The 23,405-nt window shown below is 69.7% G+C and carries 21 protein-coding genes; 13 read left to right on the forward strand and 8 right to left on the reverse strand.

Going from position 1 to position 23,405, the window contains the following annotated elements; all coding sequences use genetic code 11:
* Positions 1-104: 104 nt before the first annotated feature.
* The gene (locus KO481_RS07325) at positions 105-674 is read right to left on the reverse strand and encodes a TetR/AcrR family transcriptional regulator (RefSeq protein WP_215916225.1); all 570 of its coding nucleotides are present in this window, start codon (positions 672-674) and stop codon (positions 105-107) included.
* The gene (locus KO481_RS07330) at positions 671-1,897 is read right to left on the reverse strand and encodes a cytochrome P450 (RefSeq protein ID WP_215916226.1); all 1,227 of its coding nucleotides are present in this window, start codon (positions 1,895-1,897) and stop codon (positions 671-673) included. Before KO481_RS07330 ends, KO481_RS07325 begins: the two co-directional genes overlap by 4 nt.
* Before the next feature lie 227 nt (positions 1,898-2,124).
* Here KO481_RS07330 and KO481_RS07335 point away from each other — a divergent pair, with 227 nt between their 5' ends.
* From KO481_RS07335 to KO481_RS44265, 7 genes are all read left to right on the forward strand, one after another.
* Positions 2,125-3,351, forward strand: coding sequence for a GlnX family signal transduction membrane protein (locus KO481_RS07335; RefSeq protein ID WP_215916227.1), 1,227 nt, complete (start codon positions 2,125-2,127; stop codon positions 3,349-3,351).
* Positions 3,348-4,319 carry a glutamate ABC transporter substrate-binding protein gene (locus KO481_RS07340; protein ID WP_308166401.1) on the forward strand — a complete coding sequence of 324 codons (972 nt, stop codon included), beginning with the start codon at positions 3,348-3,350 and terminating at the stop codon, positions 4,317-4,319. The genes KO481_RS07335 and KO481_RS07340 overlap by 4 nt, the downstream gene beginning before the upstream one ends.
* A 5-nt stretch (positions 4,320-4,324) precedes the next feature.
* Positions 4,325-5,503, forward strand: coding sequence for a hypothetical protein (locus tag KO481_RS07345; RefSeq protein ID WP_215916228.1), 1,179 nt, complete (start codon positions 4,325-4,327; stop codon positions 5,501-5,503).
* Between the two features lie 152 nt (positions 5,504-5,655).
* On the forward strand, positions 5,656-8,136 hold the full coding sequence (locus tag KO481_RS07350) for a serine/threonine-protein kinase (RefSeq protein ID WP_372451975.1): 2,481 nt from the start codon (positions 5,656-5,658) through the stop codon (positions 8,134-8,136).
* Positions 8,133-9,167 carry a PP2C family protein-serine/threonine phosphatase gene (locus KO481_RS07355; RefSeq protein ID WP_215916230.1) on the forward strand — a complete coding sequence of 345 codons (1,035 nt, stop codon included), beginning with the start codon at positions 8,133-8,135 and terminating at the stop codon, positions 9,165-9,167. The genes KO481_RS07350 and KO481_RS07355 overlap by 4 nt, the downstream gene beginning before the upstream one ends.
* Complete coding sequence (locus KO481_RS07360) at positions 9,164-10,450, forward strand: vWA domain-containing protein (RefSeq protein ID WP_215916231.1); 1,287 nt, start codon at positions 9,164-9,166, stop codon at positions 10,448-10,450. Before KO481_RS07355 ends, KO481_RS07360 begins: the two co-directional genes overlap by 4 nt.
* Positions 10,450-11,127 carry an FHA domain-containing protein gene (locus KO481_RS44265; RefSeq protein WP_215916232.1) on the forward strand — a complete coding sequence of 226 codons (678 nt, stop codon included), beginning with the start codon at positions 10,450-10,452 and terminating at the stop codon, positions 11,125-11,127. The genes KO481_RS07360 and KO481_RS44265 overlap by 1 nt, the downstream gene beginning before the upstream one ends.
* Positions 11,128-11,147: 20 nt before the next feature.
* Here the strand turns inward: KO481_RS44265 and KO481_RS07370 are convergent, their stop codons facing one another.
* Both KO481_RS07370 and KO481_RS07375 read right to left on the reverse strand, forming a co-directional pair.
* Positions 11,148-11,786, reverse strand: coding sequence for a DJ-1/PfpI family protein (locus KO481_RS07370; protein WP_215916233.1), 639 nt, complete (start codon positions 11,784-11,786; stop codon positions 11,148-11,150).
* A 27-nt stretch (positions 11,787-11,813) separates the two neighbouring features.
* A complete protein-coding gene (locus tag KO481_RS07375; RefSeq protein ID WP_215916234.1) occupies positions 11,814-12,791 on the reverse strand; it encodes a GlxA family transcriptional regulator in 978 nt (325 codons plus the stop codon).
* A 208-nt stretch (positions 12,792-12,999) separates the two neighbouring features.
* On the opposite strand from KO481_RS07375, the gene KO481_RS07380 reads away from it, so the two are divergent.
* Positions 13,000-14,439, forward strand: coding sequence for an amino acid permease (locus KO481_RS07380; RefSeq protein WP_215916235.1), 1,440 nt, complete (start codon positions 13,000-13,002; stop codon positions 14,437-14,439).
* Positions 14,440-14,516: 77 nt separating this feature from the next.
* On the opposite strand, the gene KO481_RS07385 is transcribed toward KO481_RS07380, so the two are convergent.
* Together KO481_RS07385 and KO481_RS07390 are read right to left on the reverse strand one after the other, a co-directional pair.
* Positions 14,517-15,635, reverse strand: a complete 1,119-nt coding sequence (locus KO481_RS07385) for an amidase family protein (RefSeq protein WP_215916236.1) — start codon at positions 15,633-15,635, stop codon at positions 14,517-14,519.
* The gene (locus tag KO481_RS07390; RefSeq protein WP_215916237.1) at positions 15,632-16,714 is read right to left on the reverse strand and encodes an acetamidase/formamidase family protein; all 1,083 of its coding nucleotides are present in this window, start codon (positions 16,712-16,714) and stop codon (positions 15,632-15,634) included. The genes KO481_RS07385 and KO481_RS07390 overlap by 4 nt, the downstream gene beginning before the upstream one ends.
* A gap of 294 nt (positions 16,715-17,008) precedes the next feature.
* Between KO481_RS07390 and KO481_RS07395 the strand changes: the two genes are divergently transcribed.
* Positions 17,009-18,304: an amidohydrolase family protein gene (locus tag KO481_RS07395; RefSeq protein ID WP_215916238.1), complete on the forward strand. Its 1,296-nt coding sequence runs from the start codon at positions 17,009-17,011 to the stop codon at positions 18,302-18,304.
* Positions 18,297-18,839, forward strand: coding sequence for a DUF1097 domain-containing protein (locus KO481_RS07400; RefSeq protein WP_215916239.1), 543 nt, complete (start codon positions 18,297-18,299; stop codon positions 18,837-18,839). The genes KO481_RS07395 and KO481_RS07400 overlap by 8 nt, the downstream gene beginning before the upstream one ends.
* 235 nt (positions 18,840-19,074) lie before the next feature.
* On the opposite strand, the gene KO481_RS07405 is transcribed toward KO481_RS07400, so the two are convergent.
* Together KO481_RS07405 and KO481_RS07410 are read right to left on the reverse strand one after the other, a co-directional pair.
* A complete protein-coding gene (locus KO481_RS07405; protein WP_215916240.1) occupies positions 19,075-19,971 on the reverse strand; it encodes a DMT family transporter in 897 nt (298 codons plus the stop codon).
* A gap of 337 nt (positions 19,972-20,308) precedes the next feature.
* Positions 20,309-20,689 carry a nuclear transport factor 2 family protein gene (locus KO481_RS07410; protein WP_215916241.1) on the reverse strand — a complete coding sequence of 127 codons (381 nt, stop codon included), beginning with the start codon at positions 20,687-20,689 and terminating at the stop codon, positions 20,309-20,311.
* Positions 20,690-20,777: 88 nt separating this feature from the next.
* On the opposite strand from KO481_RS07410, the gene KO481_RS07415 reads away from it, so the two are divergent.
* The 3 genes from KO481_RS07415 to KO481_RS07425 all read left to right on the forward strand — a co-directional run bounded on the left by KO481_RS07415 (position 20,778) and on the right by KO481_RS07425 (position 23,181).
* Complete coding sequence (locus KO481_RS07415) at positions 20,778-21,338, forward strand: TetR/AcrR family transcriptional regulator (protein ID WP_215916242.1); 561 nt, start codon at positions 20,778-20,780, stop codon at positions 21,336-21,338.
* Positions 21,339-21,529: 191 nt separating this feature from the next.
* Entirely contained in the window at positions 21,530-22,306 is a 777-nt protein-coding gene (locus KO481_RS07420; RefSeq protein WP_215916243.1) for a ParA family protein, read from the forward strand.
* A gap of 23 nt (positions 22,307-22,329) precedes the next feature.
* Positions 22,330-23,181: a hypothetical protein gene (locus tag KO481_RS07425; protein ID WP_215916244.1), complete on the forward strand. Its 852-nt coding sequence runs from the start codon at positions 22,330-22,332 to the stop codon at positions 23,179-23,181.
* Positions 23,182-23,405 lie beyond the last annotated feature (224 nt).

A 23,405-nucleotide genomic window follows, 5' to 3' on the forward strand; every position in this document is an offset into this window, starting at 1 on the left:
ACCACCCCCGCTATGCCCCCACCCGCCCTCTCCGGGGGGGCGGGGGGCGCCCCCCCCCCCCCCCCCCCCCCCCACCGCTCGCTCTCGCGGGTGAGCCGGCGCGTTCAGGGCTGGGCGGGGATGAAAAGCGGGGCGATGAAGCGGCGCAGCATCTCCCGCTCGTGCGCCTCGTCGTGGCCCGGGACCGTCAGCAGCGAGACGATCACCCGGGTCAGCCAGCGCGCCAGCATCGACAGCTCGCCCTCGTCGGGCAGGGCGTCCGTGCCGAACAGCGAGGCGGCGATGCCCTCGATGACCTGCGAGGTCTGCGCGATCTCGAGGGTCAGGCCCGCGTCGTCGGGGCGGAACCAGGCGATCAGCAGCGGATCCGCGCGCACCTCCCGCAGGCTGGCCGCGATCCCCGCGACGGCCCGCTCGCCAGGATCGGCGATGTCCCGGATCTCCTGGCTCACCCGGGCGCCGACGCGACGGGCCTCGCGGTGCACGAAGGCCAGCTGCACCGCCTGGCGGCTGTCGAAATAGCGGTACAGCGTCGCGCGCGAGCAGCCGGCGGCCTTGGCGATGTCGGCCATCTGGGTGGCGGCGACCCCGCGTTCGGCGAACAGCCGCGCCGCGGCGTCCAGGATGCGTTCGGCCGCGCGCAGCGACCGCGGTTCGCCCAGCCAGTCCGTCATGCGGCAACCGTAAACGGCACGCTGATCGGCCACCGCACGTAACTGCCGTCCGAATACCGCACATTCTCGATGTCGACGGTGAAATCCGGGCAGCGGGCCAGCAATTCGGTCAGCGCGATCGTGGCCTGCATGCGCGCCGCGGCCGCGCCGAGACAGTGATGGTTGCCGTTGCCGAAGGTCATGATGTTGCGCGGGTTCCGGGTGATGTCGAGTTCGGCCGCGTCGGAACCGAATTCGCGCTCGTCGCGATTGGCCGAGGCGTAGAGCAGCAGCACCCGCCGGCCCGCGGGGATGACGCCGTCGTCGAGCTCGACGTCGCGGGTCGTGGTGCGCGCCAGGCTCTGCACGGGCGAGGTGAGCCGCAGGAACTCGTCGATCGAGCCGGGGATCAGACCCGGGTCCGCGAGCAACCGCGCGCGCTGTTCGGGGTAGCGGGTCAGCAATTGCACCGCGCCGCCGAGGTTTCCGGTGGTGGTGTCGTTGCCGCCGCTCACCATGGTGAAGGCGAACCCGATGATCTGCAGGATCTCCCCGATGTCGCCGTCCGCGCCCAGCCCGGAGGCCACCAGGTGGGAGATGGTGTCCTCGCCCGGCGCGGCGCGGCGCTTGTCGATCAGTCCCGTGAAGTACTGCATCAGCTCGGTCACCGCGGCCTGCGCGTTCAGCACGCCGTCCGGTCCGGTCGCCGACGCCGCGACGATCGCCTCGCTCCACTCGTCGAACTTGGCCCGATCCTCCTCGGGCACACCGAGATAGTGCGCCACGACCATGGTGGGCAGCGGTTTGAACAGCTCGGCGGAGATGTCGCCGCCGCCCGCGGCGCGCAGCCGCTCGATCCGCTCGACGACGAAATCCCTTACCGCGGGGCTGATCTCCTGGACCTGGCGCGGGGTGAAGCCCTTGGCGACGCGGCGGCGGAATACGGTGTGATCCGGCGGATCGGTGAATACGAACGGCCGGTTGTCCCCGAGGCCGATCTCGCTCAGGTTGTTGTAGTCGACGGTCAAACCCTGTGCCGAGGAGAAGGTTTCGGGATCTCGCACGGCCTCGTAGATGTCGCGGTAGCGCGACAGCACGTAGTAGTCCTCGTTCTCGCGCCCGGTGGGGACGACGTGATGTACCGGATCGTGCTCCCGCAGCGCGGCGTACATCGTCCAGGGGTCGTGCCAGGTGTCGCCGGAGCGCAGCTCGAAGCGCGCTCCGTGAGACAAAACATCACTCATGTCTCGACGTTAAGGCAGATGACATCATCTGTCTACAGTTGAAATCGTTCGGCGAACCCTCAGCCGCTCCCGTACGATCGCGTTCGAGACTCCGGCGCCGGGCGGGGAGCCGGATGACGCGATCGTCCGGCCTGCCCTCGGATCCGGATGTCGCGCACGGCATGTCAGGAGGGGGAGGGAGCTTGGGACCTCGTCTACCAGCACCGGTTCGCAGGGGTGCGAACTGGTTGCGGCGGATCGCCGCGACCACCCCCGGGGTGATCGTGGCAATCGCCGCTGCCGCGGTCGTGCTGTGCCTGGTCACCGGCCTGGTGTGCGCCAACGAGCTGAGCGGTAAGATCAGTCGCCGCGACACCACCCTGGCTCGCTCCGAGCCGCTGGACAATGCGGCGCAGAACCTCTACGTGGCGCTGTCGCAGGCCGACGCCTCCGCGGCCACCGCATTCCTAACCGGCGGAATCGAATCCCCGCAGATCCGGTCGCAGTACCAGCAGGCCCTCGCCGACGCCGCCGATGCGCTGGCCACCGCGACCGCCGGGGCGAACGACCCGCAGACCCGGCGCATCGTCGGCGAGATCGACGCGGACCTGCCCGCCTACGCCGGCCTCGTCGAATCGGCGCGGGCGAACAACCGGCAGGGCTTCCCGGTCGGTTCGGCGTACCTGCGCGAGGCCTCGGGGCTGATGCAGAAGTCGCTGCTGCCCAGCGCCGCCGAGCTCACCACCGATCGTTTCGCCGCGGTCCGCGCCGACCAGCGCGCCCTCACCGGGCTGCCGTGGCTGGCGATCGGGCTGCTGATTCTGGTGCTCGGGGGCGCGGTCCTGGGCACCCGAATCCTGCAGCGGCGCACCAACCGCCTGTTCAACCTCGGCCTGCTCGCCGCCGCGGTCGCCGCGGCGGTGGCGCTGCTGTGGATCGTCGCGGCCACCCTCGTCTCGACCACCTCGGTCGACACCGGAGGGTCCGGCCCCACCACGCGCACCGAAAATCTGGCCCAGGCACGAATTCTGGGGCAGCAGGCCCGCACCGACGAGACCCTCGAGCTGATCACCCGCGGCGATACCACGACCACCGAGGCCGACTTCACCGACAAGACCACCCAGCTGCGTGCCCGGCTGACCGCCGGAGCCGGGGCGAGTTCGCCGCTGCTGGGCCAGCTCTCGGACTGGATGACGGGGCACGGCAGACAGGTTACGAGCTACAACGCGGCGAACTTCCCGGCCGCGGTCGACCAGGCGATCGGCGCCGCGCCCAAGGCTTCGGTCACCACCTTCACCACCCTGGACACCTCCGTGCGCGATCACCTGGACCAGACCCGGGTACAGCTGCGCGGGCAGATCTCCGCGGCCGGAGACGCCTGGATCGGCAGCGCCGAGGGCACACTGGTGTTGATGATAATCGCGGCCGCCGCCGTCGTCGCCGGACTGTGGCCGCGGTTGAAGGAGTTCCAGTGAGGCGCGCACGACTGGGCCGGTCGGTGGCCGCGCTGGTGGCCACCGGGCTGCTGGCGGGCTGCGGCGCGTACGCGGCGGTGCCGAACAACCCGTCGATGGCGCCGGTGCGGCCGCTGCCGCCCGACAGCCAGCCGATCACCCCCTCCGCCGACGCCGGCGGACACTGCTCGGATTTGACGGCCAGCTACCCGCCGACCTCGGGCGACTTCGCGCCGGACAGCACGATGGCGCGGATCGTGGCCAAGGGCCGGCTCACGGTCGGGGTCGACCAGAACACCTATCTGTTCGGGTTCCGCAATCCTGCCACCGGACAGCTGCAGGGCTTCGACATCGACCTGGCGCGCGAAATCGCCCGGGCCCTGTTCGGCGACCCGAACCGGATCGAGCTGCGCTCGGTGTCCACGGCCCAGCGGGTACCCTCGCTGACCGACCATCAGGTGGACCTGGTGGTCCGCACGTTCTCCGTCACCTGCGACCGGCGCAACGACGTCGACTTCTCGGGTGTGTATTTCACTGCGCCGCAACGCATTCTGGCCGCGCGCAATTCCGGCATCAACTCCGCGGCCGATCTGAGCGGCAAGCGGGTGTGCGTCACGGTGGGTGCCGACTCGGCGGATCGGCTGTTCGCGCTGCATCTGCCGAAACCGCCGAGCGTGCTGGGCGTGACGAACTGGACCGACTGCCTGGTGGCGCTGCAGCAGGGCCAGGTGGACGCGGTCAGCACCGATGAACCGATTCTCGCCGGGCTGGCCGCGCAGGACGGCAACCTCCAGATCGTCGGCGGCGCACTGGGATACGAGGACTACGCGGTCGGGGTGCCGAAGGGCGAGCGGGACATGGTCGGCTACGTCAACGGCGTGCTCGACCGCCTGCGCGGGAACGGCACCTGGCAGCGGCTGTACGATGCAGACCTGAGCGCGCTGGGCCCCTCGCCCGGCCCGCCCCAGCCCGATTACAGCCGGCGATGAGACCGATGAACGCGCTGACGGCCATCGAGATCGACAACGAATTGGCCGCGCGCGGTAGGGAAATCGAGGCGATCACCGCCACCCTCCTGGAACTGGACAAGCATCCGGGGTTGGTATTGTTGCGCGGATTTCCGCCCACCGGCGAGACCCAGCGGCGCTGGCGCCCGATCGAGCAGGCGCTGGAACTGATGTGGGAGGACTTCGGCCGGGTGCGGGATATCCTGGAGGCCGCGCGCGCGATCCGGGCCCGCCGCCACAAGCCCACCGATGCCGATCGCACCGAACTCACCCGCCTGCTGCGCGATCGCCCGCACGAGGTGTCGCGGACCCCCATCCCCATGGCACAGCGCACCCTGACCGGGCCCACGGAGCAGGTGCTCTTCGTCGGCATCGCCGACACCCTGGACCGCATGCGCACCACCTTCCCGGAGATCGCGGAATTCCTCGACGCGGTCGACGCGGTCAATACCCGTGTGCTGGCCGCGCTGACCCCCGTGCAGACCAGGCTGGACGAATTCGGCGGCGTCACAGCCGAATTGCGTGCGATCGCCGAGGGCGTCACCGATCTGCTGGGCCGCTCGGCGACCGACCCACTGGCGCTCACCCCGGACCGAATCGATGCCCGTGCGGCGGAGCTGGCGCGGCGGCTGGATCGAGAGGCCCGGGGCCTGGCCGAGCTGCGCGAGCTGAGCGCGGACTGGCCCGCCGCGATTGCTCGGACCCGGTCTCGCCTGGATTCGATCGGGGACGCGGTCGAACGGGCCGCACGGGCTCGGGAGCAGGCCCAGGAGAAGATCCGCACCGCGCCACTGCCCGTGCCCGCCGACGAGACCGGCACGCTGCGCGCCGAACTCGACGCGCTGGCCGCCGGGCCGTCCGGCGGGCCCGCCGCGCTGTCCCTGCTGGAGTTACGCCGCCGGATCGATGCGGCGCTGGCCCGCGCCGAGGGGGCGGTGGACCTGGCGCAGGGCCTGTTGGACCGGCGCGCAGAACTGCGCGGCCGGCTGGCCGCCTACCAGGTCAAGGCCGCCCGCCTGGGGGTCAGTGAACAGCAGGATGTGTTGTCCGCCAACAGGATTGCTGCGGGCCTGCTCGATCGCCGACCCTGTGATCTGGCGGCGGCGACCAGGGCGATCACGGATTATCAGCAGGTCATCGCGGAGGTATCGGGGAGGCCGGGATGAGTCGGAGGGGCAGGAAGAGTCCGGGCGGCGGGTCGAACTCGCGCCCCGGTAGCGGCCGCCGCAGCGGTGAGCGGGAAACCGGTGGCGGTCTGCGGGCGGGCGGAATTCCGACGGGTCCGACGAAGTGCGCCGAACTCGGTTGTGGGGGAACGATTGTCGGGGGCTATTGCGATGTCTGCGGCACGGCGCCCGAGTCGGCCGCGCCGCACGCACCGCCCGAGCCTGCCGCGGCGGGCCGGGCTACCGCACCGGCACACGGTGCCGCCGCGGCGGGTGAGCGTTGCGGCGAACACTGTTGCGGCGGAACGATTTCCAACGGGGTGTGCGATACCTGCGGGATCGCGGCTTCGACCAGTCGGCCCGGCGGCGGCGTGTCCACCCCGGCGACCGGGGGGATCGCTGGGGCCGGACGCACCGGCACCAGAACCGTCCACACCCGATCCACCACGTCCCGGTCTCGCCGCGGCCGTCTCGGCGCCGGGATGGTCGAGGTGCCGCGGGTGCCGCGGGTCGACCCGTCCACCGCCGTGCTCGCCGACCCCCGGGTGCCCGAGGGCAAGCGCTTCTGCTCGAATTGTGAACGCCCGGTGGGGCGTTCGCGGGACGGCACGCCCGGCCGTGCCGAGGGATTCTGCTCGCACTGCGGCACCCGGTACTCGTTCACCCCGAAACTGAGGCGCGGCGAGCTGATCGGACAGCAGTACGAGGTCCTCGGCCCGATCGCGCACGGCGGGCTGGGCTGGCTCTATCTGGCGGTGGACCGCAACGTCAGCGACCGCTGGGTCGTGCTCAAGGGCCTGCTGAACTCGCAGGATCCGGACGCCATGGCCGCGGCGCTGGCCGAGCGCCGGTTCCTGGCGCAGGTCGAGCACCCCAATATCGTGAAGATCTTCAACTTCGTGGAACATGCGGGGCCGGAGGGGATTCCGGTCGGCTACATCGTGATGGAGTACGTCGGCGGCGCATCCCTGAAGCAGCTGCTGCGCCGCCGGCGCGAGGCCACGGGCGCGTTCCTGCCGCCCGAGCAGGCCATCGCCTACATCCTGGAGATGCTGCCCGCGCTGGGATACCTGCACGCGCTGGGCCTGGCCTACTGTGATTTCAAGCCGGACAACGTGATGCAGTCCGACGAGCAGTTGAAGCTGATCGATCTGGGTGCAGTCATCTCGATGGACGACCGGGACAGCCCCCTGTACGGCACCACCGGATATCAGGCGCCCGAGATCGCCGAGACCGGGCCGACGATCGCCTCGGAGGTGTACACCGTCGGGCGCACCCTGGCGGTGCTGATGCTGGCCGTGCCCCAGCGCGACGGCCATTTCGCGGAGTTGCCGGGTCCGTTGTCCGAGCCGCTGCTCGAGGCGCACGAATCCCTCCACAGATTCCTGGTGCGCGCCACCGATGCCGATCCCGAGGCGAGGTTCGCCTCCATGGAGGAGATGGCCGATCAGCTGACGGGCGTATTGCGCACGGTGCTCTCGGCCACCAGCGGCGTGCCGCATCCGGGATTGTCGGTGAACTTCGGTCCGCCGCGCGGGGTGTTCGGCGTCGATGCCGGCGCCGACGAGAATTCGAATCTGACCGCCGCCCGGGCTGATTCGCCTGCTCGATCTGCTGTCGAATCCTTCGGTGGCGGCGATGCGGGGCGCGGTGCCGCAGTCCTGGGAGGTGAGGCTCCGGCCGGACTCGGTGCCCGCGATGTCGTTGCGGCGCTGCCCGTTCCGCTGGTCGACCCCTCCGACAGCGGCGCGGCGCTGCTGGCCACGACGAGCGGGGTCACCCCGGCCGAGCTCGGGCCCGCGCTCGAGGCGGGCCTGCGCGCGGTGGTGACGGGGGAGGGCGAGTCGGTCGAGATCCCGCTGCGGTTGATCCGTGCCGCCCTGGAGACCGGCGATGCCGTGGACGCTCAACGCCGCATCGACGAACTGGCCGCGCGGATCGACGAGGACTGGCGGCTCACCTGGTACCGCGGCCTGGCCAGGCTGCTGGTCGGTGAATTCGATGCCGCCGCAGCGGAATTCGACGCCGTGCACGGTGCGCTTCCGGGGGAGACGGCCCCGCAGCTGGCACTGGCCGCCGCGGCCGAGCTCTGCGCCGCCGCCGATATCGACCCAGATGTCGAATCGGCGAGGGCCGCAAGGTATTACGAATCGATCTGGCGCACCGATCACGGCTTCGTCAGCGCGGCCTTCGGCCTGGCCCGGCTGCGCCGCGCGGCCGGGGATCGCGAGGCGGCGGTCGCGGTGCTCGATCAGGTCGACCCCTCCTCGGCGCGGCACACCGACGCGGCGATCGCCGCGGCACAGACCCTGTTGGCGGGCCGGGATCCGGCCGATATCACCGAAGAGCTGCTGCGTGAGGGCGGCAGCCGAGTCGAAAGGCTTGTCATCGAATCTAAATATCGTGCGGCACAGGTACGCCGGGGGGTGCTGGACGCGGCACTGGACTGGCTGTCCGCGGGTAATGCCGCCACCGAGCCCGCTCCGCTGCTCGGCCACGCTCTGACCCACGCCGGCGTGCGCACCGGACTGGAGGGCTGCTACCGGGATCTGGCCCACGATGCCGGTGACATGTGGGGCCGGATCGCACTGGTCGACCGCGCCAACCAGGTTCGGCCCAGGACGACGTTATGAGCGCGATGGTGGGGCTGCACTGCCCGGGCTGCCGGTCCAGAATCGGTGTCGCGGACCGGTTCTGCGAGGAATGCGGTCGCGAACTGACGATCAGCCGCGCGTTGCTGCCGGATCGCAGCATCGATCCCGCGGCGGCCTGCGCCGAATGCGGCGCCCGGGATTTCGACGCCGACGGCTACTGCATCGCCTGCGGCGCGCTGCTACGCCCGCCGGACCGCAGCGAGTCCGATCTCGGTGCGGTGCAGCTGATCACCGATCGCGGCCTCGTGCACGCGCGCAACGAGGACGCCGTCGCCGCGGCAGTGCTCGACGACGCGTCCGGCCCCGCGATCGTGATCGCCGTGTGTGACGGGGTGTCCACCTCGGAGGATCCGCAGCTGGCCGCAACCGCCGGCGCGCGCGGCGGCGTCGATGCCTGTATGGCCGCGCTGGCCGCCGATCGCGCCGCCCCCGACGCCGTCATGGCGGGACTCGAGGCGGCCTTCGATGCCGTGCGGGGGACCTCCCGCGGGGCCGGGCACGCCCCGTCCTGCACCTACGTTGCTGCGGTGCTGCGGGCCAGCGGCCCAGGGGAATTCGAGATCACCGTCGCGAGTGTCGGTGACAGCCGGGCGTATTGGTTGTGCCCGGACGAGGCCCGCGGCATGCCGCCCTCGCGCCGGCTCACCGTGGACGACTCGTGGGCGCAGGCCCTGGTGGCGCACGGGGCGATGGATGAGGCCGCGGCCATGCAGGATCCGCGCGCGCATGCGCTGGTCCGCTGGCTGGGCGCCGATTCCGAGCACCGGGCCGCCGACACCGCGGTGACCACCGTGCAGGTGCGCGGCCCCGGCGTGCTGCTGCTGTGCAGCGACGGGCTCTGGAACTACCTGTCCGATGCCGTCGGCCTGGCCTCCATCGCGACGGCCGCGCCGGCCCGGCAGGCGGCCCGGGGTCTGGTCGAGTACGCCCTGCGCGCCGGCGGCGGCGACAACATCACCGTCGCGCTCGCGCCCGTGGGTATGTCGGAGTGGCGAGGAGTGGAAAGTTGAGTTCGGAAGCAACCAAGGGGATTTCGGTCGACATCGACCAGAACCAGTATCTGGCCGAGGGCGTCGACACCGTCGATGCCATCGTCACGGTGCAGGTCGGTGCCGACTTCTCCGCGCCCGCCCCGGTGCAGGAGCGCCTGGAGATCATCATCATCGACTGTTCGGGGTCGATGGCCGCGGGCGACCGGTTCGCCGGTGCGCGCGAGGCCACCCTCGCCGCCCTCGACGAGATGGCCGAGGGCACCCTGTTCGCACTGGTGAAGGGCACCCACGAGGGGGAGGTGATCTTTCCCACGCGCGGGCCGCTGCGGCGCAAGGATCCCGAATCCGTCTTCGCCGCCCGGCATGCCCTGGACACGCTGCGCCCCTACGGCGGCACCGCCATGGGGAGCTGGCTGGGGGTGGCGCGCCAGGTCGCCGGCCAGTATCCGCAGGCGATGGCACACACCATCCTGCTCACCGACGGCAAGAACGAGCACGAGGAGCCCGCGCATCTGGACGAGGAGATCCGGTTGTCGCAGGGCAAGTTCACCTGCGACTGCCGCGGCGTCGGCGGCGGCGACATGGTCAAGGAGCTGCGCACCATTTCCTCGGGGCTGCTGGGCGGCTACGACGTGATCAAGACGGGTTCGGAACTCGTGGCCGACTTCCGCGCGATGATGCAGGTGTCGATGGGCCGCGCGATTCCGGACCTGACGCTGCGGGTGTGGAATCCGGCAGGGGCGACGGTGCGCTTCGTCAAACAGGTCGCCCCGAACATCGAGGACCTGACGGGCCGCCGCACCGAGACCGGGGCGCAGGTGGGGCAGTATTCGCTGGGTGCGTGGGGTGCGGAGGATCGCGACTACCACGTGCAGGTGCGGGTCGACCCGGCCGCGCCCGGGCGGGAGAAACTGGCCGCGCGCATCAGCGTCGTCGCCGGCGACGAGGTCATCGGCCAGGGCCTGGTGAAGGCGACCTGGACCACCGATTCGGAGCTGTCGGCACGGATCAGCCGCCGCGTCGCGCACTACACCGGCCAGGCCGAGCTCGCGCAGGCGGTGCAGGAGGGGCTGGCCGCGCGCAAGGAGGGCGATCTGGATACCGCGACAGCCAAGCTGCAGCGGGCGGTGGAGCTGGCCGCGGAGTCCGGAAACGAGGGCACCGCAAAGCTTTTGCGCAACGTCGTCGAGGTGGACGACCACACCGGAACCGTCCGGCTGCGCCGCAATGTCGACACCTTCGACGAGATGGCCCTGGACGCGCGATCGACCAAGACCGCCCGGGTTCGAAAGGAGTCCTAGTGCTCACCTGTCCCGACGGCCATCAGACCACCGCCACCGACTACTGCGACGTGTGCGGCGCGGCGCTCGGCGGTGCGGTGCAGGCAGCGGCGCCGCAGGCCGCGGCGCAGTGCCCGGCCTGCGGCGCGGCGATCTCCGGGCGGTTCTGCGAGGTGTGCGGGCACGATTCGGCCCTGCCCTCGCCCGGGAGCGTCGTCGCAAACGCCGTCGCCGAGACGGTGATCGCGCATCCGGACGGTGAGGTGTCCGCGGATCCGTCGTCGGCCACAGCGGGCTGGATGGCCACCATCGCCGCGGACCGCGAATTCTACGAGCGCGTACTGGCCCGCAAGGGCCCCGACGCCGAGCGCGTGGAGTTCCCCGGCTACTACCCCGAACGCCGGATTTCCCTGCAGGGCACCGATTTTCTGATCGGCAAGCGCAGCGTCTCGCAGGGCGTCGAGCCCGACATCGACCTCGGCATCGCCCCGGTCGATATCGGCGTCTCCCGCTCCCACGCCCGCATCCACCTCGCCGCCGACGGCCTCACCGTCACCGACCTGGGCTCCACCAACGGCACCAGCCTCAACGGCACCGACGACCTGATCCCGCCCCGCACCCCGATGCCCCTGCGCAGCGGCGACCGCATCCACGTCGGCGGCTGGACGACGATCACGGTCACCGCCGAGCCCGGCTGAGATCGGCCCGTTTCGACGGCTCAGGACATGATGAAACGGCTTGCGGCGCGGGCATTCTCGACCAGATGGGCGGGCGCCTTCAGCGGCGACCCGGCGTCGTACGGCGGCTGCGGATCGTATTCGGTCAACAGCTGCACGGCCATGGCATGGTCGTCGCCGCAGATCCGGCCGAGCAGCGCCAGACCCATATCGATCCCGGACGACACCCCGGCCGCCGTCACGTATTTGCCGTCGAACACCACCCGCTCGGAGGTCGGGGTCGCGCCGAATTCGGGGAGCGTGTCCAGTGCGAGCCAGTGCGAGGTGGCCCGGCGGCCGTCGAGCAGCCCGGCGGCGGCCAGCAGCAGCGAGCCGGTGCACACCGACGTGGTCCAGGTGCTGGCGGCGTCGGCGGCGCGCAGCCAGTCCAGCAGGCGAACGTTGTCCATCTGCGCGATCTGCCCCGGTCCGCCGGGGACCAGGACGATGTCGGGCCGGTCCACCTCGTCGAGCGTGCGGTCGGCGACCAGGCCCAGGGTACCGCCGTTGTCGTTGCGCACGGGACCGGCCTGCTCGGCCACGAAAACCGTTTCCGCGCCGGGGATCCGGCTGAGCACCTCGTAGGGGCCGACCGCGTCGAGGGCGGTGAACCGGTCGTAGAGGACGATGGCGATTTGCATGATTGTCTCCCGGTTGGGTTGTGATTTCTAAACCGCTGTAGGACTGTGTGATTCGGTGTTCGGATGCATCGGCCGGAAGCGGCGGCGATACTCGGCCGGCGCGGCGCCCAGCGCCCGAACGAACGCGCGTCGCATGGCCTCGGGCGTGCCGTACCCGCAGGCGCGCGAGATTGCGCCGATGCTGTCGGTAGTGTCCTCGAGCAGCCGGCGGGCGTGCTCGAGCCGGATCCGCTCGACGTACCGCCCGGGCGTCATCCCGGTCTCGTGGTGGAAGGCGCGCGCGAAATGACGCGGGGACAATCTGGCGCGGGCGGCCAGGGCCTCCACCGACAGATCCTCGCCGAGGTGGTCCCCGATCCAGTGCTGGACCTCGCGCAGCGGCTCCCGGTGCGCGGTCTGCGCGGTCAGTCGCGCGCTGAACTGGGACTGGTTGCCGGGCCGGTGCAGGAAGACCACGAGGTGCCGCGCCACGGTCAGCGCAACCTCGCGGCCGAGGTCCTCCTCGACCAGCGCCAGGGCCAGATCGATGCCGGCGGTGACCCCGGCCGAGGTGGCGATGTGGCCGTCGCGGACGTAGATCGGCTCGGGGGCGACCCGGACACGCGGATAGGCACGCGCGAGTTGGTCGCACTGCGCCCAGTGCGTGGTGGCCCGGCACCCGTCCAGCAGGCCGGCCGCGGCGAGCAGGAACGCGCCGCTGCACACCGAGACGAGCCGCTCCGGCCGCCGCTCCCGGAGCCAGTCGATCAGCCGCGGATCGGGCGTCGATGTGCCCTGACCGCCCGGAACCACCAGCGTGTGCGGGGTTTCGGCCGCGGCGAGCGAGATGTCCGGCACCAGCCGCAGGCCGCTGAAGGTGCGGACGGGCGCACCGTCGAGCGAGGCGGTGCGGATCCGATAGCTGCCCGGAACCGCGAGCTCGGCGCCCGCGAACGTCTCGAGCGGGCCGGTCACGTCGAGGCCCTGCACGTCGTCGAAAAGCACGATCAGGACGGTGCGCGTCATAAGTCGATCGTCGATCGCCGCACGGATGTCCGCAATGACGAAGTTCCCACCTTTCCTGCCATCGGAGGACGGCACGCCACGCACAGTCGTAGGACGTCATGCTTGTCCCGTCGGACGAAATCGTGCGAATTTATTCATGAACCCGGACAATCTGGGTGCTATCGCTCACACTTACACTGCCCCGAGCAGGTAGTACAAGGAGCAACGCATGCCAGGTAGTTCAGCAAACAGCGCTCTCTTCCGGCGCAAGCCCATCGATCAGATCGAGGAGCAGGAGTCCAGCGGGCTGCAACGGGTCCTAGGCCTGTGGCAGCTGACCGCGATCGGCGTCGGCGGCATCATCGGTGCGGGCATCTTCGCGCTGGCCGGATCGGTGGCCCACGGCACGGCGGGTCCGGCCGTGCTGATCTCGTTCCTCATCGCCGGCGTCGCCAGCGCCGCGGCCGCACTGTCCTACGCCGAGTTCGCGGGCCTGATCCCGAAGGCGGGTTCGGCCTACACCTACGGGTACGCGGTGCTGGGCGAGCCGGTCGGCTGGTTCATCGGCTGGGATCTGTTGCTGGAGTACACCGCGATCGTCGCGGTGGTCGCCATCGGCATCTCCGGATATATCGAATATCTGTTGGAGCAGCTGCACGTTCACCTGCCTACGGCGATCCTCGGTGCGCCGGGCACGGGCTCCGGGCACAAGGTGGACCTGTTCGCGGCGCTGCTGTGCCTGTTGATCGCCTTCCTGCTCAACATGGGCATGAAGGCCGCGGCGAAGTTCGAGACGGCCGTGGTGGCGATCAAGGTCGTGGTCGTGCTGATCGTGATCGCGGTCGGCGTCTTCTACATCAAGTCCGGCAATTACCACCCGTACTTCCCGTTCGGTTTCGGTGGTGCGGTGACCGGAGCCTCGACGGTGTTCTTCGCAGTCTTCGGTTACGACGCGATGTCCACCGCGGCCGAGGAGTCGGTGGACGCCAAACGCCATCTGCCCAAGGCGATCATGTACTCGCTGGGCATCTCGATGGTGCTGTACGTGCTGGTCTGCCTGGTGCTGACCGGTATGCAGCACTACACGGACATCAACCCCAAGAGCGGGCTGTCCACGGCGTTCAAGTCCGTCGGACTGAGCGGTCTGGGCAGCCTGATCGCGGTGGGCGCGATCGTCGGCATCACCACGGTGTTGTTCACCTTCATGCTCGGCGTCACCCGCATCTGGTTCTCGATGAGCCGTGACGGCCTACTGCCGCAATGGTTCGCCAAGACCCACCCGACCCGGCACGTGCCCACCCGCATCACCTGGATCGCGGGCGCGGTGTCGGCGCTGATCGCCGGGTTCATGCCGATCGGGTCCGCGGCCGAGCTGACCAATATCGGCATTCTGCTGGCCTTCGTGGTGGTATGCGCGGCGGTGATCGTGCTGCGCTACCGCCAGCCGAATCTGCCCCGTACCTTCCGCACCCCGCTGATGCCGATCGTGCCCCTGGTCGGTATCGCCTTCTCGATCTGGCTGATCACCTATCTGCAGCCGATCACCTGGATACGGTTCGCGGTCTGGTTCGTGATCGGCATGATCATCTACTTCGGTTACAGCCGCCGTCACTCAGTGCTGGCGCGCAACGATGCGCCGGGGACGCCGGAGACCACCACGGTCTCCTGAGCCGTTCCACAACGGCCCGCCGCGCGAATCTCCTTCGCCCGGTGGGCCGTTGCGGTGCGCGGGCCGCAACGGCCTGCTCAGCTCAGGAGCTCCGCGGTGGCGAGCAACGATTCGTCGTGCCCCGGCGGAGCGATCAGCGAAAGCCCCAGGGGCAGGCCGTCGATGCGGGCGACCGGCAGGCTCAGCGCTGGTGCACCGAGAATCGGTGCGAGGCAGGTGAGCTCGACCACCGCGGCGCGGCCGGATCCCGGATCCTCCAGCAGTGGTGCGGGATACGGGGTGGCGGGCAGCGCCAGCACCCGGTCGTCGCCGAGGGCGCGCAGGACGCGGTCCGAGGCCGCGCGCAGTACCGAGCGCGCCTCGCTCGCCATCCGCGCGGTAACCGCCGAGGCCAGCTCGAGGCGCGCGGAGACGTTGCGGCCGAAGATCGGCCGCTCCCGGCGCACCCAATCGCCGTGCTGCTCCCACACCTGGGCGGCCTGCGCCGTGCTGAACGCGGCGCGGACACGGTCCCAGCCGCCGGCCTCGAACAACGGCGCGGTCGTGAGCTCGAATCCCGCACCGACCAGCCGGGTCAGGGTGCCGCGCAGCACCTTTCGCACCGGATCGGCGACCGGGATGTCGGCGGGCCACCAGATGGTGTGTGGCCGGGTGTCCGCGCCCGTGCCCGCGAGCAGTAGCCGGGCGCCCGCCCGCAGCGTGCCCAGCTCGCGGGCGAGTAGCGCGGGTACGTCGAAGGACGGTGCCAGCGGGACGATTCCGTCGTGTGGTGCGCGAGAGTGCGTGGGGCGCAGCCCGAAAATGCCGGTATAGGAGGCGGGTACGCGGATCGACCCCGCGGTGTCGGTGCCCAGGCCCAGATCGGCCAGCCCGGCCGCGACGACGGTGGCCGCGCCGCTCGACGAGCCACCCGGCATCCGGTCCGGCGCGGCCGGATTCACCGGCGTCCCGTAGTGGGCGTTGGTTCCGGTCAGGCTGTAGGCCAGCTCGTCGGTGTGCGTCTTGCCGACGACGGTGAATTCGGCGCGCAGCGCGCGCACCGCGGCGGCATCGCGCTGCGGAATGGGATGCGTGGCCAGCCAGCGCGGATTGCCCGCACCGGTCGGCATGCCCGCGACGTCGAAGACGTCCTTCACGGCCAATCGCATGCCCACGGGCGCGTCGATGACCGGTAACCAGGATACGAAGCCGTTCACAGTCCCTCGAGATCGCTCTTGCGGATGCAGCAGTGCACGCCCTTGACGAGGTCGACGACCTGGGAGATGCGGAAATCCGCCGTGGCCGACAGGTAGGCCAGCGCGACGGGCGCCGGAATGCGGTGCCGCTCACCGAGATACGCGATCGCGTTGCGGGTGGCCTGCGCGACGGCCGCGTCCAGGTCGCGGTCCAGCCCGATCAGCAGGTGATCCTCGCGGGTCTCGGCGAACGGGGTCGCCAGCACCTTCGCCAGGGTGCGCATCTGTGGATCGCTGTGCACACGCAGCCGAACCGTCGCGCGCAGCGGCGCCTCGAACGCGGTCAGCGCGACCTCGCCGTCGCCCATCGCGAAGTGGGGATCCCCGGCGTAGAACATCGCGCCGGAAACCTGTACCGGCAGATACAGCTTCGCGCCCACGCCCAGCATCCGGATATCGAGGTTGCCGCCGTGCGGGCCCGGCGGGACCGAATGCACCGGATCCTCGGTCGCGGCGGCCACGCCCATGATGCCCAGGAACGGGTTGAGCGGGAACCGCAGCGAGCGCCCGTCGCCGATCGCGATGACGCCGCGCTCGGCCTCGTCGACCGTGGCGATCGTGCACACGGGCGGCACCGGCTCGCCGGGGGTGTGACCGGCCGGCGCCAGCGGGTATTCGCCGGGCAGCGCGCCCCGGCCGTGCCGGTTGCTGATCACCCCGTAGTCGGTGCGGCGCAGCAGCTCGAGTACCTCGACCTCGAGCACGTCGCCGGGCCGGGCGCCGGTGACCGCGATCGGCCCGGTGAGTACGTGCGGCCCCTGTGTGGCCGGGTCGTGGCTGCGCGATGCGGCGACAATGGCTGTGTCGGAGAGGATTTCGGCGATACCCGCCGCGGCGAAGAAGGCCGCCGGGTCGCGGCCCTGATCCTCGAGAATGCCCTCGTGGCTGATCGTGTCCAGGCACACCGCGGTGCCCGAGTCGACGGTCAGCACCGGCTCGGACAGGGCGTTGGGCAGCAGACCCCACGAAATCCGATCGGGATCGGCGTCGAGGTAGATATCGCCGGAGCGGGGACCGGAGCGGGGCTGCACGAGAGTCATCGACCATCCTTCGAGCGCGGCGGGAAGAGTGGGTCGTATACAACCATCGCGAACCGGGGCACCGCTAGGTCCTGTGAATAGTCCCACCCGGTAGATAGCTGGTGAATTGCCATCTCTCCGAAAGGGGTGCACGCATCCAGTCGGTGAATCGGCATATGCCTGATGGACGCCCCGTTCGGCAAATATCCGGCCTGCCCGGGGAGGACTTGGTAACGCGCCGGACAAATTTCCGGCGGGCGGGCGAAACACGGCCTTCATATACAGAACGGGCCCCTGCTCTTTCTGGAGGTTCTCATGGCGGATCTCGTACTCCGCACCGCCCGCATCGCCGACGACACCGGTCCGGTCGATATCGCCGTCGACGATGGGCACATCACCGAAATCGGTCCAGCCCTGGCGATTTCGGGCGACGCCGAGATTCCGTGCGATGGCCGCGTGGTCATCCCCGGGCTCGTCGAGGCGCATCTGCACGTGGACAAGGCGCTGCTGGACCGGGAACGGGCCGATCCGGACGGCACGCTGGCCGGTGCGATCGCCGTGACCGGGGAGCTCAAGCGCGGCTTCACCCCCGAATCGGTGTGCGCGCGGGCCCGGCAGGTGCTGGATCTCGCGATATCCCACGGCACCACCGTGATTCGCGCCCACCCGGACGTCGATCCGATCGTCGGCCTGCTGGGCGTGCACGTCCTGCTCGAGCTGCGCGAGGAATACCGCGACCGGCTCGATCTGCAGATCGTGGCGTTCCCGCAGGAGGGCATCCTGCAGGCGCCCGGCACCCTGGAACTGCTGCGCGAAGCGCTGCGCCTGGGCGCGGACGTGGTGGGCGGCTGCTGCTATAACGAGGCGGATCTCGCCGGTTGCCATCGGCACATCGATATCGTCTTCGAGCTGGCCGCCGAATTCGGTGTGCCGATCGATATGCACGCCGATCTGGCCGACGACGACGCCGATCCGCGGTTCGCGCTGGCCGACCGCATCGCCGAGATCACCGCGCGGACCGGCATGTCGGGACGAGTCGCGCTGGGGCACATGACATCCCTCGCGGGCCGCCCCGCGGCCGAACGCCGGGCGACGATGCTGCGGCTGTCCGAAGCCGGAGTGGCCGTGGTGCCGCTGCCCGCGACGGACATGCATCTGGGCGGCCGCCGCGACACCGTCGCCGTCCGCCGCGGCGTCGCGCCGGTCCGCGAGCTGTGGGAGGCCGGGGTGCGTACCGCGGTCTCGTCCAACAATGTCCGAAATGCGTTCACGCCCTTCGGCAATGCCGATCTGCTCGACATCGGGCTGTTTCTGGCGCAGACCGGGCATCTGTCGGGGGAGCGGGATATGGCCGGGGTGCTGGCCATGGTCACCGAGGGACCCGCGCGCATCCTGGGCATCGGCGACCGGTACGGACTGCGGCCGGGCGCGGTGGCCGATCTGGTGGTGCTGTCCACGCGGCGGGTGTCCGATGCACTGCTGGACCGGCCGGACCGCTGTTACGTCATCAAGCGCGGCCGGGTGGTGGCGCGCACCACCGTCACCCGGGAGCTGTTGCGCCCCAGTTCTGTTACCACTGATCTCGATTCCGGAGTGCTGTCCCATGCGTGAACGCGTCCCCCACGAAATCGCCGCCTCCCTGCTGGCCGGGCTGACCGCCTTCATCGGCGGCACCGCGCTGAATCTGCCGCCGTGGGCGATATTCATCAGCTGGGCGGGCACCTTTCTGGCCGGCGGCCCGTCCGTGGCGGTGGCGCGCCGGCTGTGGGCCGCCATGCCCGCCGGATCCACGTTCGCTCTGCTCATCGTGCTCGTCGATCAGCAGGTGGGCACGGCGTTCGGCCACTCGCGTATCGCACAGGACGCGGTGCTGGCCCTGATCATCCTGGTGGTCAACAGCGCGCTGATGTACACCGGCAGGCTCGGCCCGTTCTCCCTGATACCCGGAATGTTCTTCGGATTCGCCTCCTACTTCGCCACCTATTTCGGCGGATTCGGCTTCCACGGCGGCAATCCGCTCGCCGCCTGGGTCTCGGTCGTCGCCATGAACTTCCTCGGCCCCGTCTTCGCCTACCTGTCCACGAAATTCACCTTCCCCCGCCGGGCGGCCGATCCGGCGCCCGCCGCCGTGCCCGAACCGGCGTAATGCGGACCCGCACCCAGCTCCGTCTACCGCTCCGATCCACTTCGTGAGCATTCGCGCATCCATGAGGGGACACGCGAATGCCGGGCGCCACCTCGGCCCTGCTGGCGGTGGCGGCCGCTGGGTGTCCACCCCGGCAGCATTGGCGGACCACATGATCGGCGGGGCAGGACCGGGCGGCCGGACAGCTCGCTGCAGCGGGCCGGACCGAAACGCCCGACGGCATGGCCCGGCTCGATCAGCGGCGTGAGGTAACCGCCAGGGCGGCGATCAGCAGGGCCGCCCCGCACCAGCCGAGTACGGTCAGCCGGTCGCCGAGCACCACCGCCGACAGCACGGCCGAGGTGAGCGGCTCGAGCAGCGCGGCGATGGCGGCGAAAATGGGTGCCGCCGTGCGCAATCCGCGAAAGTAGGCGGTGTACGCGATTGCCGTTGGCACGCTGCCCAGGTAGGCGGCCGTCGCCAGCGTGCCGGGATGCAGGGGGAGGGCCATCCCACCCGCAAGTCCTGCCGGCAACAGCAGTAGGCCACCGGTGAGCATGCCGAATGCGGTGGTGCGCAAGGGATCCAGCCCCTCGACCGGTGTGGGGGTGAGCAGGGTGAGCACCGCGAATCCCGCCGCCGCCAGCAGTGCGAAGCCTACGCCCGCAACGAGTTTCCAGCCGCTGGCGATGCCGCCCGGCGACCAGGTGATCAGGACCAGTCCGGCGACCGCGGCGGCGATCGCCGCGAGCGTCGCGGCGTCTGGTCGCCGCCGGGTGCGTATCGCGGTGCCGAGGGCGACGAAGACGGGCAGCGTCCCGATCGTCGCCATCGTCGCGATGCTCACCGAAATATAGTGCACCGCAACGAAATAGCTGCCCTGAAAGAATCCGAGCAGCGCCCCGCTGAGCAGGATCCGGCGCAGTGCGGCCCGGGAGCGCGGCAGCCCGCGCAGCCCGCCGGATACGGCGAGCAGCGCGATCGCGATGACCCCGCCCAGCAGCAGTCGATAGGTCGCGACCGACAGTGGCTGCAGATGCGCCTGCCGAGCGAGCAGCGAACCGGCGAGACCTCCTGTGCCCCAGAGTATTCCGGCCGCGATGAGGGAAATGGCTGATCGGTCGCGCGTGGGCGCGACGAGATCGACGGGCATGATGTGTTGTGCTCCTGCGTCGAAGAGAGGGAAGACTTCTCGGCGCGGGGCAGTTGTCACCCGGGTTCGTGTGATGAACCGGTATCAGGAATCAGCCGGGCAGCCTCGACGGCCCGGCCGGTGAACCACCCCGCTCAGGAGGCAGGGGGCGGAGTGACGGTGAAGATTCGGTGCACGCAGTCACTGTACCCGGCGCGTTCCCGGCGTCGACAGGCATGCCCGGCCCCCGGATCGGTTCGATCGTGTGGGACACGAGTTCTTGCCGCCTGATGCCCGCTCGCCCCGATCCGCACTGTCGGCATGGATGAGTGCGGGCGGGGTGCGGTTCGTGGTGGGCTCAGACGAAGAACGCGTTCATGCCGGGCACGTCCGACAGGTAGGTCTCGATCGCGGCGATCTTGCCTTCGCGCAGGCGGCACACCGTCGACAGGTACTCGTCGAGCACGGCATCCCCGCGCCGGGCGGTGTTGTGCAGGGACAGGGCCACGTTCTCGCGGCTGACCAGGATGTGCAGCAGCTCGAAGTGCAGTCCGTAGCCGGCGATCGTGCGGGCCCGCTCGACCACTGCGTCGCCGCCGACGGCGATACCCGAGACGGTGTTGTCGCCGGGGAGGGACCAGATGGCGTCGTCGTGCAGCAGGGCTCGGATGGCGGTCCAATCGCCGGTGGACAGTGCCGCGTGGAACTGCTTGCCGAGGGCGTAGGCGGTGTCGGTCATGAGATCTCCTTAAAACAAATATGTTTGCTTTAGTGACCATACGACGGGATTTTAATTAATGCAAACATCTTTGCGTTAGGATGGCTGGGTGAACGCCGAGATCCGCACCCGCCGCCCAGGGGGCCGCAGTGCCCGGGTGGGGGAGGCGGTGCATCGGGCCGCGACCGAACTGGTCGCCGAGCTGGGGGCGGACCAGGTGACGGTTCCGGCAGTCGCCGCGCGCGCCGGGGTCACCGCCAGCACGGTCTACCGCCGCTGGGGTGGTCTGCCCACACTGCTCGCCGAGATCGCCACGCGGCAGTCCGAATCGGCCCCCGAACCGATCGGCGAGCTGCACGCGGACCTGGCCGGCATTGCGGTATGGACACTGGCCGACCTGAGCCGCCCGGGCGGTATCGCATTCTTCCGCGCCGAAGTGGCCTCCGATATCGATGAGCGCCGGGCCGGAATGCGGGAATGCCTACGCCGGGTGAGCGATCGTTTCGAACCCGTTCTGGTCGCCGCCCGCGAGCGCGGCGAGAATCCGCCGTCGCTCGACACGGTGCTGGACCGAATCGTCGCGCCGCTGTATTTCCGGGTGGTGTTCTCGGTGCCGGGTACGAACGAGGAATTCGCGCGCCGACTCGTAGACGCACTACTCGACGATTGATTCGCGGTGACCGCCCGGGATTCGGATCGGACCCGGCTGTGTCCAATTGGATACACCGGAGCGTTCGTTCGGGTGTGGTGCGGCAGTACATCGTGTCCAATTGGACACGCCGCGTAAATCGAACGTTCCGGAGTTCGCGGGTGTAAGACTGCTCCCGCACAGTTTTACTCCTCACTACGGGAGGACCGTCCATGACGAATTCTGTTGCTGAACTCGATCTACCCAAACCCCTGGTGGTGACGCTGGGGAATCTGAAGGGCGGAGTCGGTAAAACCACGTCCGCCTTCTTTCTCGCCGGATATTTCGCGCGGGTGCATCGCCTGCGCGTGCTGGTGATCGACGCAGACCCGCTGAGCCAGACCGGATATTCCTGGTACCGGCGCCTGAACCGCGCCGAGGTGGATATGCCGTTCGCGCTCATCGCATTCCCGTCCCGGCACGTCGCCGATTGCATCGCCGACAATGCCGCGGACTACGACGTCGTGATCGTGGACGCCGGGGGAGAATCCGCGGATATCTTCAAGGCCGCCATTCCGTCGACCGATGAGCTCGTCCTGCTGACGAGCGTGAGTCCCTCGGAGGTGAAACGAGTGCCCAGCACCTATCGGGCCGCCGAGGAGGCGGCCGCCGACGCGGCGCGGGAGATCCGGGTCCGGGTTCTGATGACGAAGGTCCCGGTGACCATGAAGAACGGTGTCAACGTCTCCACCGAATATCGCACGCAGCGCGCACATCTGGAGAACGCCGATTACGAGGTGTTCGAATCCTATGTGAGCGCCTGGAAATGGTACCGAGAGGCCGCCGATGGGGAAGTCGGCGAAGGCGCAGAGAATCCGCTGCTGGATCTCGGCGAATACCGGCGGGTGGGCGACGAACTCGTGGCGCCCTATCGCGTCGCGCTGGGCTTACCCGCCCCGCCGGTTCCGCAAGCTTCACCGGCTCTCCATCCCCGAGGGGTGCCCGCCTGATGCCTCCGCAACGCAGGAAATCCATGATCGGCGGGTCCGCGCCCGCCGCCAATCCGCTGGCCGATTCCGCCGAGCACACGCCCGCGGTATCGCCGCTGCGCGATGCCGAGTGGAGCCGGCAGGTCCGTTCGGGGGCCGCGCTGACGGCGGTGTCGAAGCTGGGGCTGTCCGGGGCGGCGTTGGAGATCATTGCGCCGCAGCCCGATTCGGATGCCAATGTGCTCACCATGCCGCTGCCCGCGGCCGGGGCCGGGCCGCTGTCCACCGGCGAGCAGACGCAGCTCTCGGCGTGCGAGTCCTCGATCGGGACGTTGCGTATCGCCTTCTGGGCCGCCGGTCGGGCACTGCAGATCGTGCGCGACGGCCGCCTCTACCGCAACGCGTACGCGAGTTTCGACGACTATGTCGAGCAGCGGTGGGACATGCAGCGTTCTTACGCGCACAAGCTGATTCGCGCCTGGCCGCTGGCCGCACGGCTGCATCCGATGGCGCCGGGCATCAACGAGGGGCAGATCCGCGAACTGCTGCCGATAGCGGCCGAGCACGGCGAGGACGCCGCGGTCGCGGTCTATGCCACGCTCGCGAGCGGCGATGTGAAGATCACCGCCGGCAAGCTGCGCGAGGCCGTCGCCGTGCTGCCGGGGGAGTTCGACACCGAGCGCGCGGTGCAGCGGCTGCAGGCCTGGTTGCGCGGCGAACTGACCGGTGAGCCGGCCGAACGGCCCGTCGACGTGTTCAGCACCGCCGAATCCCGGCTGGCCGCGCTCACCCGCCGGGTCGTCCAGGGGTCCGGCGGCGATCCCGCCGCGGCCCGCGAATTCGCCGCGAAGCTGCGCGGGCTGGCCGAGCAGATCGAGCAGCAGATCAGCGCCTGAAATATCCACTGAAATGCCCCCGTGATGCAAAGAAAACGCATTACGGGGGCCTTTCATATATATGATTCGGTTTTCGAATGTTTATAGTCCCGTTATCGTAAAATGGTGTGTCCGGCTTCGCATTTGTTTGTTCGCGGAGGATCGTCTTTCCTCGGATCCGCTCCAGCGTGGTGTTTTTCGAATCTGTTCGAGGAGTTCGGCGGGAGTCACTCGCGTCACATGGC

Origin of the sequence: Nocardia albiluteola (assembly GCF_018860155.1) — a bacterium.
Classification (GTDB): domain Bacteria; phylum Actinomycetota; class Actinomycetes; order Mycobacteriales; family Mycobacteriaceae; genus Nocardia; species Nocardia albiluteola.

Excerpts from the sequence above, each read along its gene's own strand:
- KO481_RS07355 (WP_215916230.1), top strand. The coding sequence starts at position 8,133 with ATGAGCGCGATGGTGGGGCTGCACTGCCCGGGCTGCCGGTCCAGAATC.
- KO481_RS07325 (WP_215916225.1), bottom strand. The coding sequence starts at position 674 with ATGACGGACTGGCTGGGCGAACCGCGGTCGCTGCGCGCGGCCGAACGC.
- KO481_RS07380 (WP_215916235.1), top strand. The coding sequence starts at position 13,000 with ATGCCAGGTAGTTCAGCAAACAGCGCTCTCTTCCGGCGCAAGCCCATC.
- KO481_RS07410 (WP_215916241.1), bottom strand. The coding sequence starts at position 20,689 with ATGACCGACACCGCCTACGCCCTCGGCAAGCAGTTCCACGCGGCACTG.
- KO481_RS07370 (WP_215916233.1), bottom strand. The coding sequence starts at position 11,786 with ATGCAAATCGCCATCGTCCTCTACGACCGGTTCACCGCCCTCGACGCG.
- KO481_RS07395 (WP_215916238.1), top strand. The coding sequence starts at position 17,009 with ATGGCGGATCTCGTACTCCGCACCGCCCGCATCGCCGACGACACCGGT.
- KO481_RS07390 (WP_215916237.1), bottom strand. The coding sequence starts at position 16,714 with ATGACTCTCGTGCAGCCCCGCTCCGGTCCCCGCTCCGGCGATATCTAC.
- KO481_RS07420 (WP_215916243.1), top strand. The coding sequence starts at position 21,530 with ATGACGAATTCTGTTGCTGAACTCGATCTACCCAAACCCCTGGTGGTG.
- KO481_RS07425 (WP_215916244.1), top strand. The coding sequence starts at position 22,330 with ATGATCGGCGGGTCCGCGCCCGCCGCCAATCCGCTGGCCGATTCCGCC.
- KO481_RS07375 (WP_215916234.1), bottom strand. The coding sequence starts at position 12,791 with ATGACGCGCACCGTCCTGATCGTGCTTTTCGACGACGTGCAGGGCCTC.
- KO481_RS07400 (WP_215916239.1), top strand. The coding sequence starts at position 18,297 with ATGCGTGAACGCGTCCCCCACGAAATCGCCGCCTCCCTGCTGGCCGGG.
- KO481_RS07345 (WP_215916228.1), top strand. The coding sequence starts at position 4,325 with ATGAACGCGCTGACGGCCATCGAGATCGACAACGAATTGGCCGCGCGC.
- KO481_RS07405 (WP_215916240.1), bottom strand. The coding sequence starts at position 19,971 with ATGCCCGTCGATCTCGTCGCGCCCACGCGCGACCGATCAGCCATTTCC.
- KO481_RS07330 (WP_215916226.1), bottom strand. The coding sequence starts at position 1,897 with ATGAGTGATGTTTTGTCTCACGGAGCGCGCTTCGAGCTGCGCTCCGGC.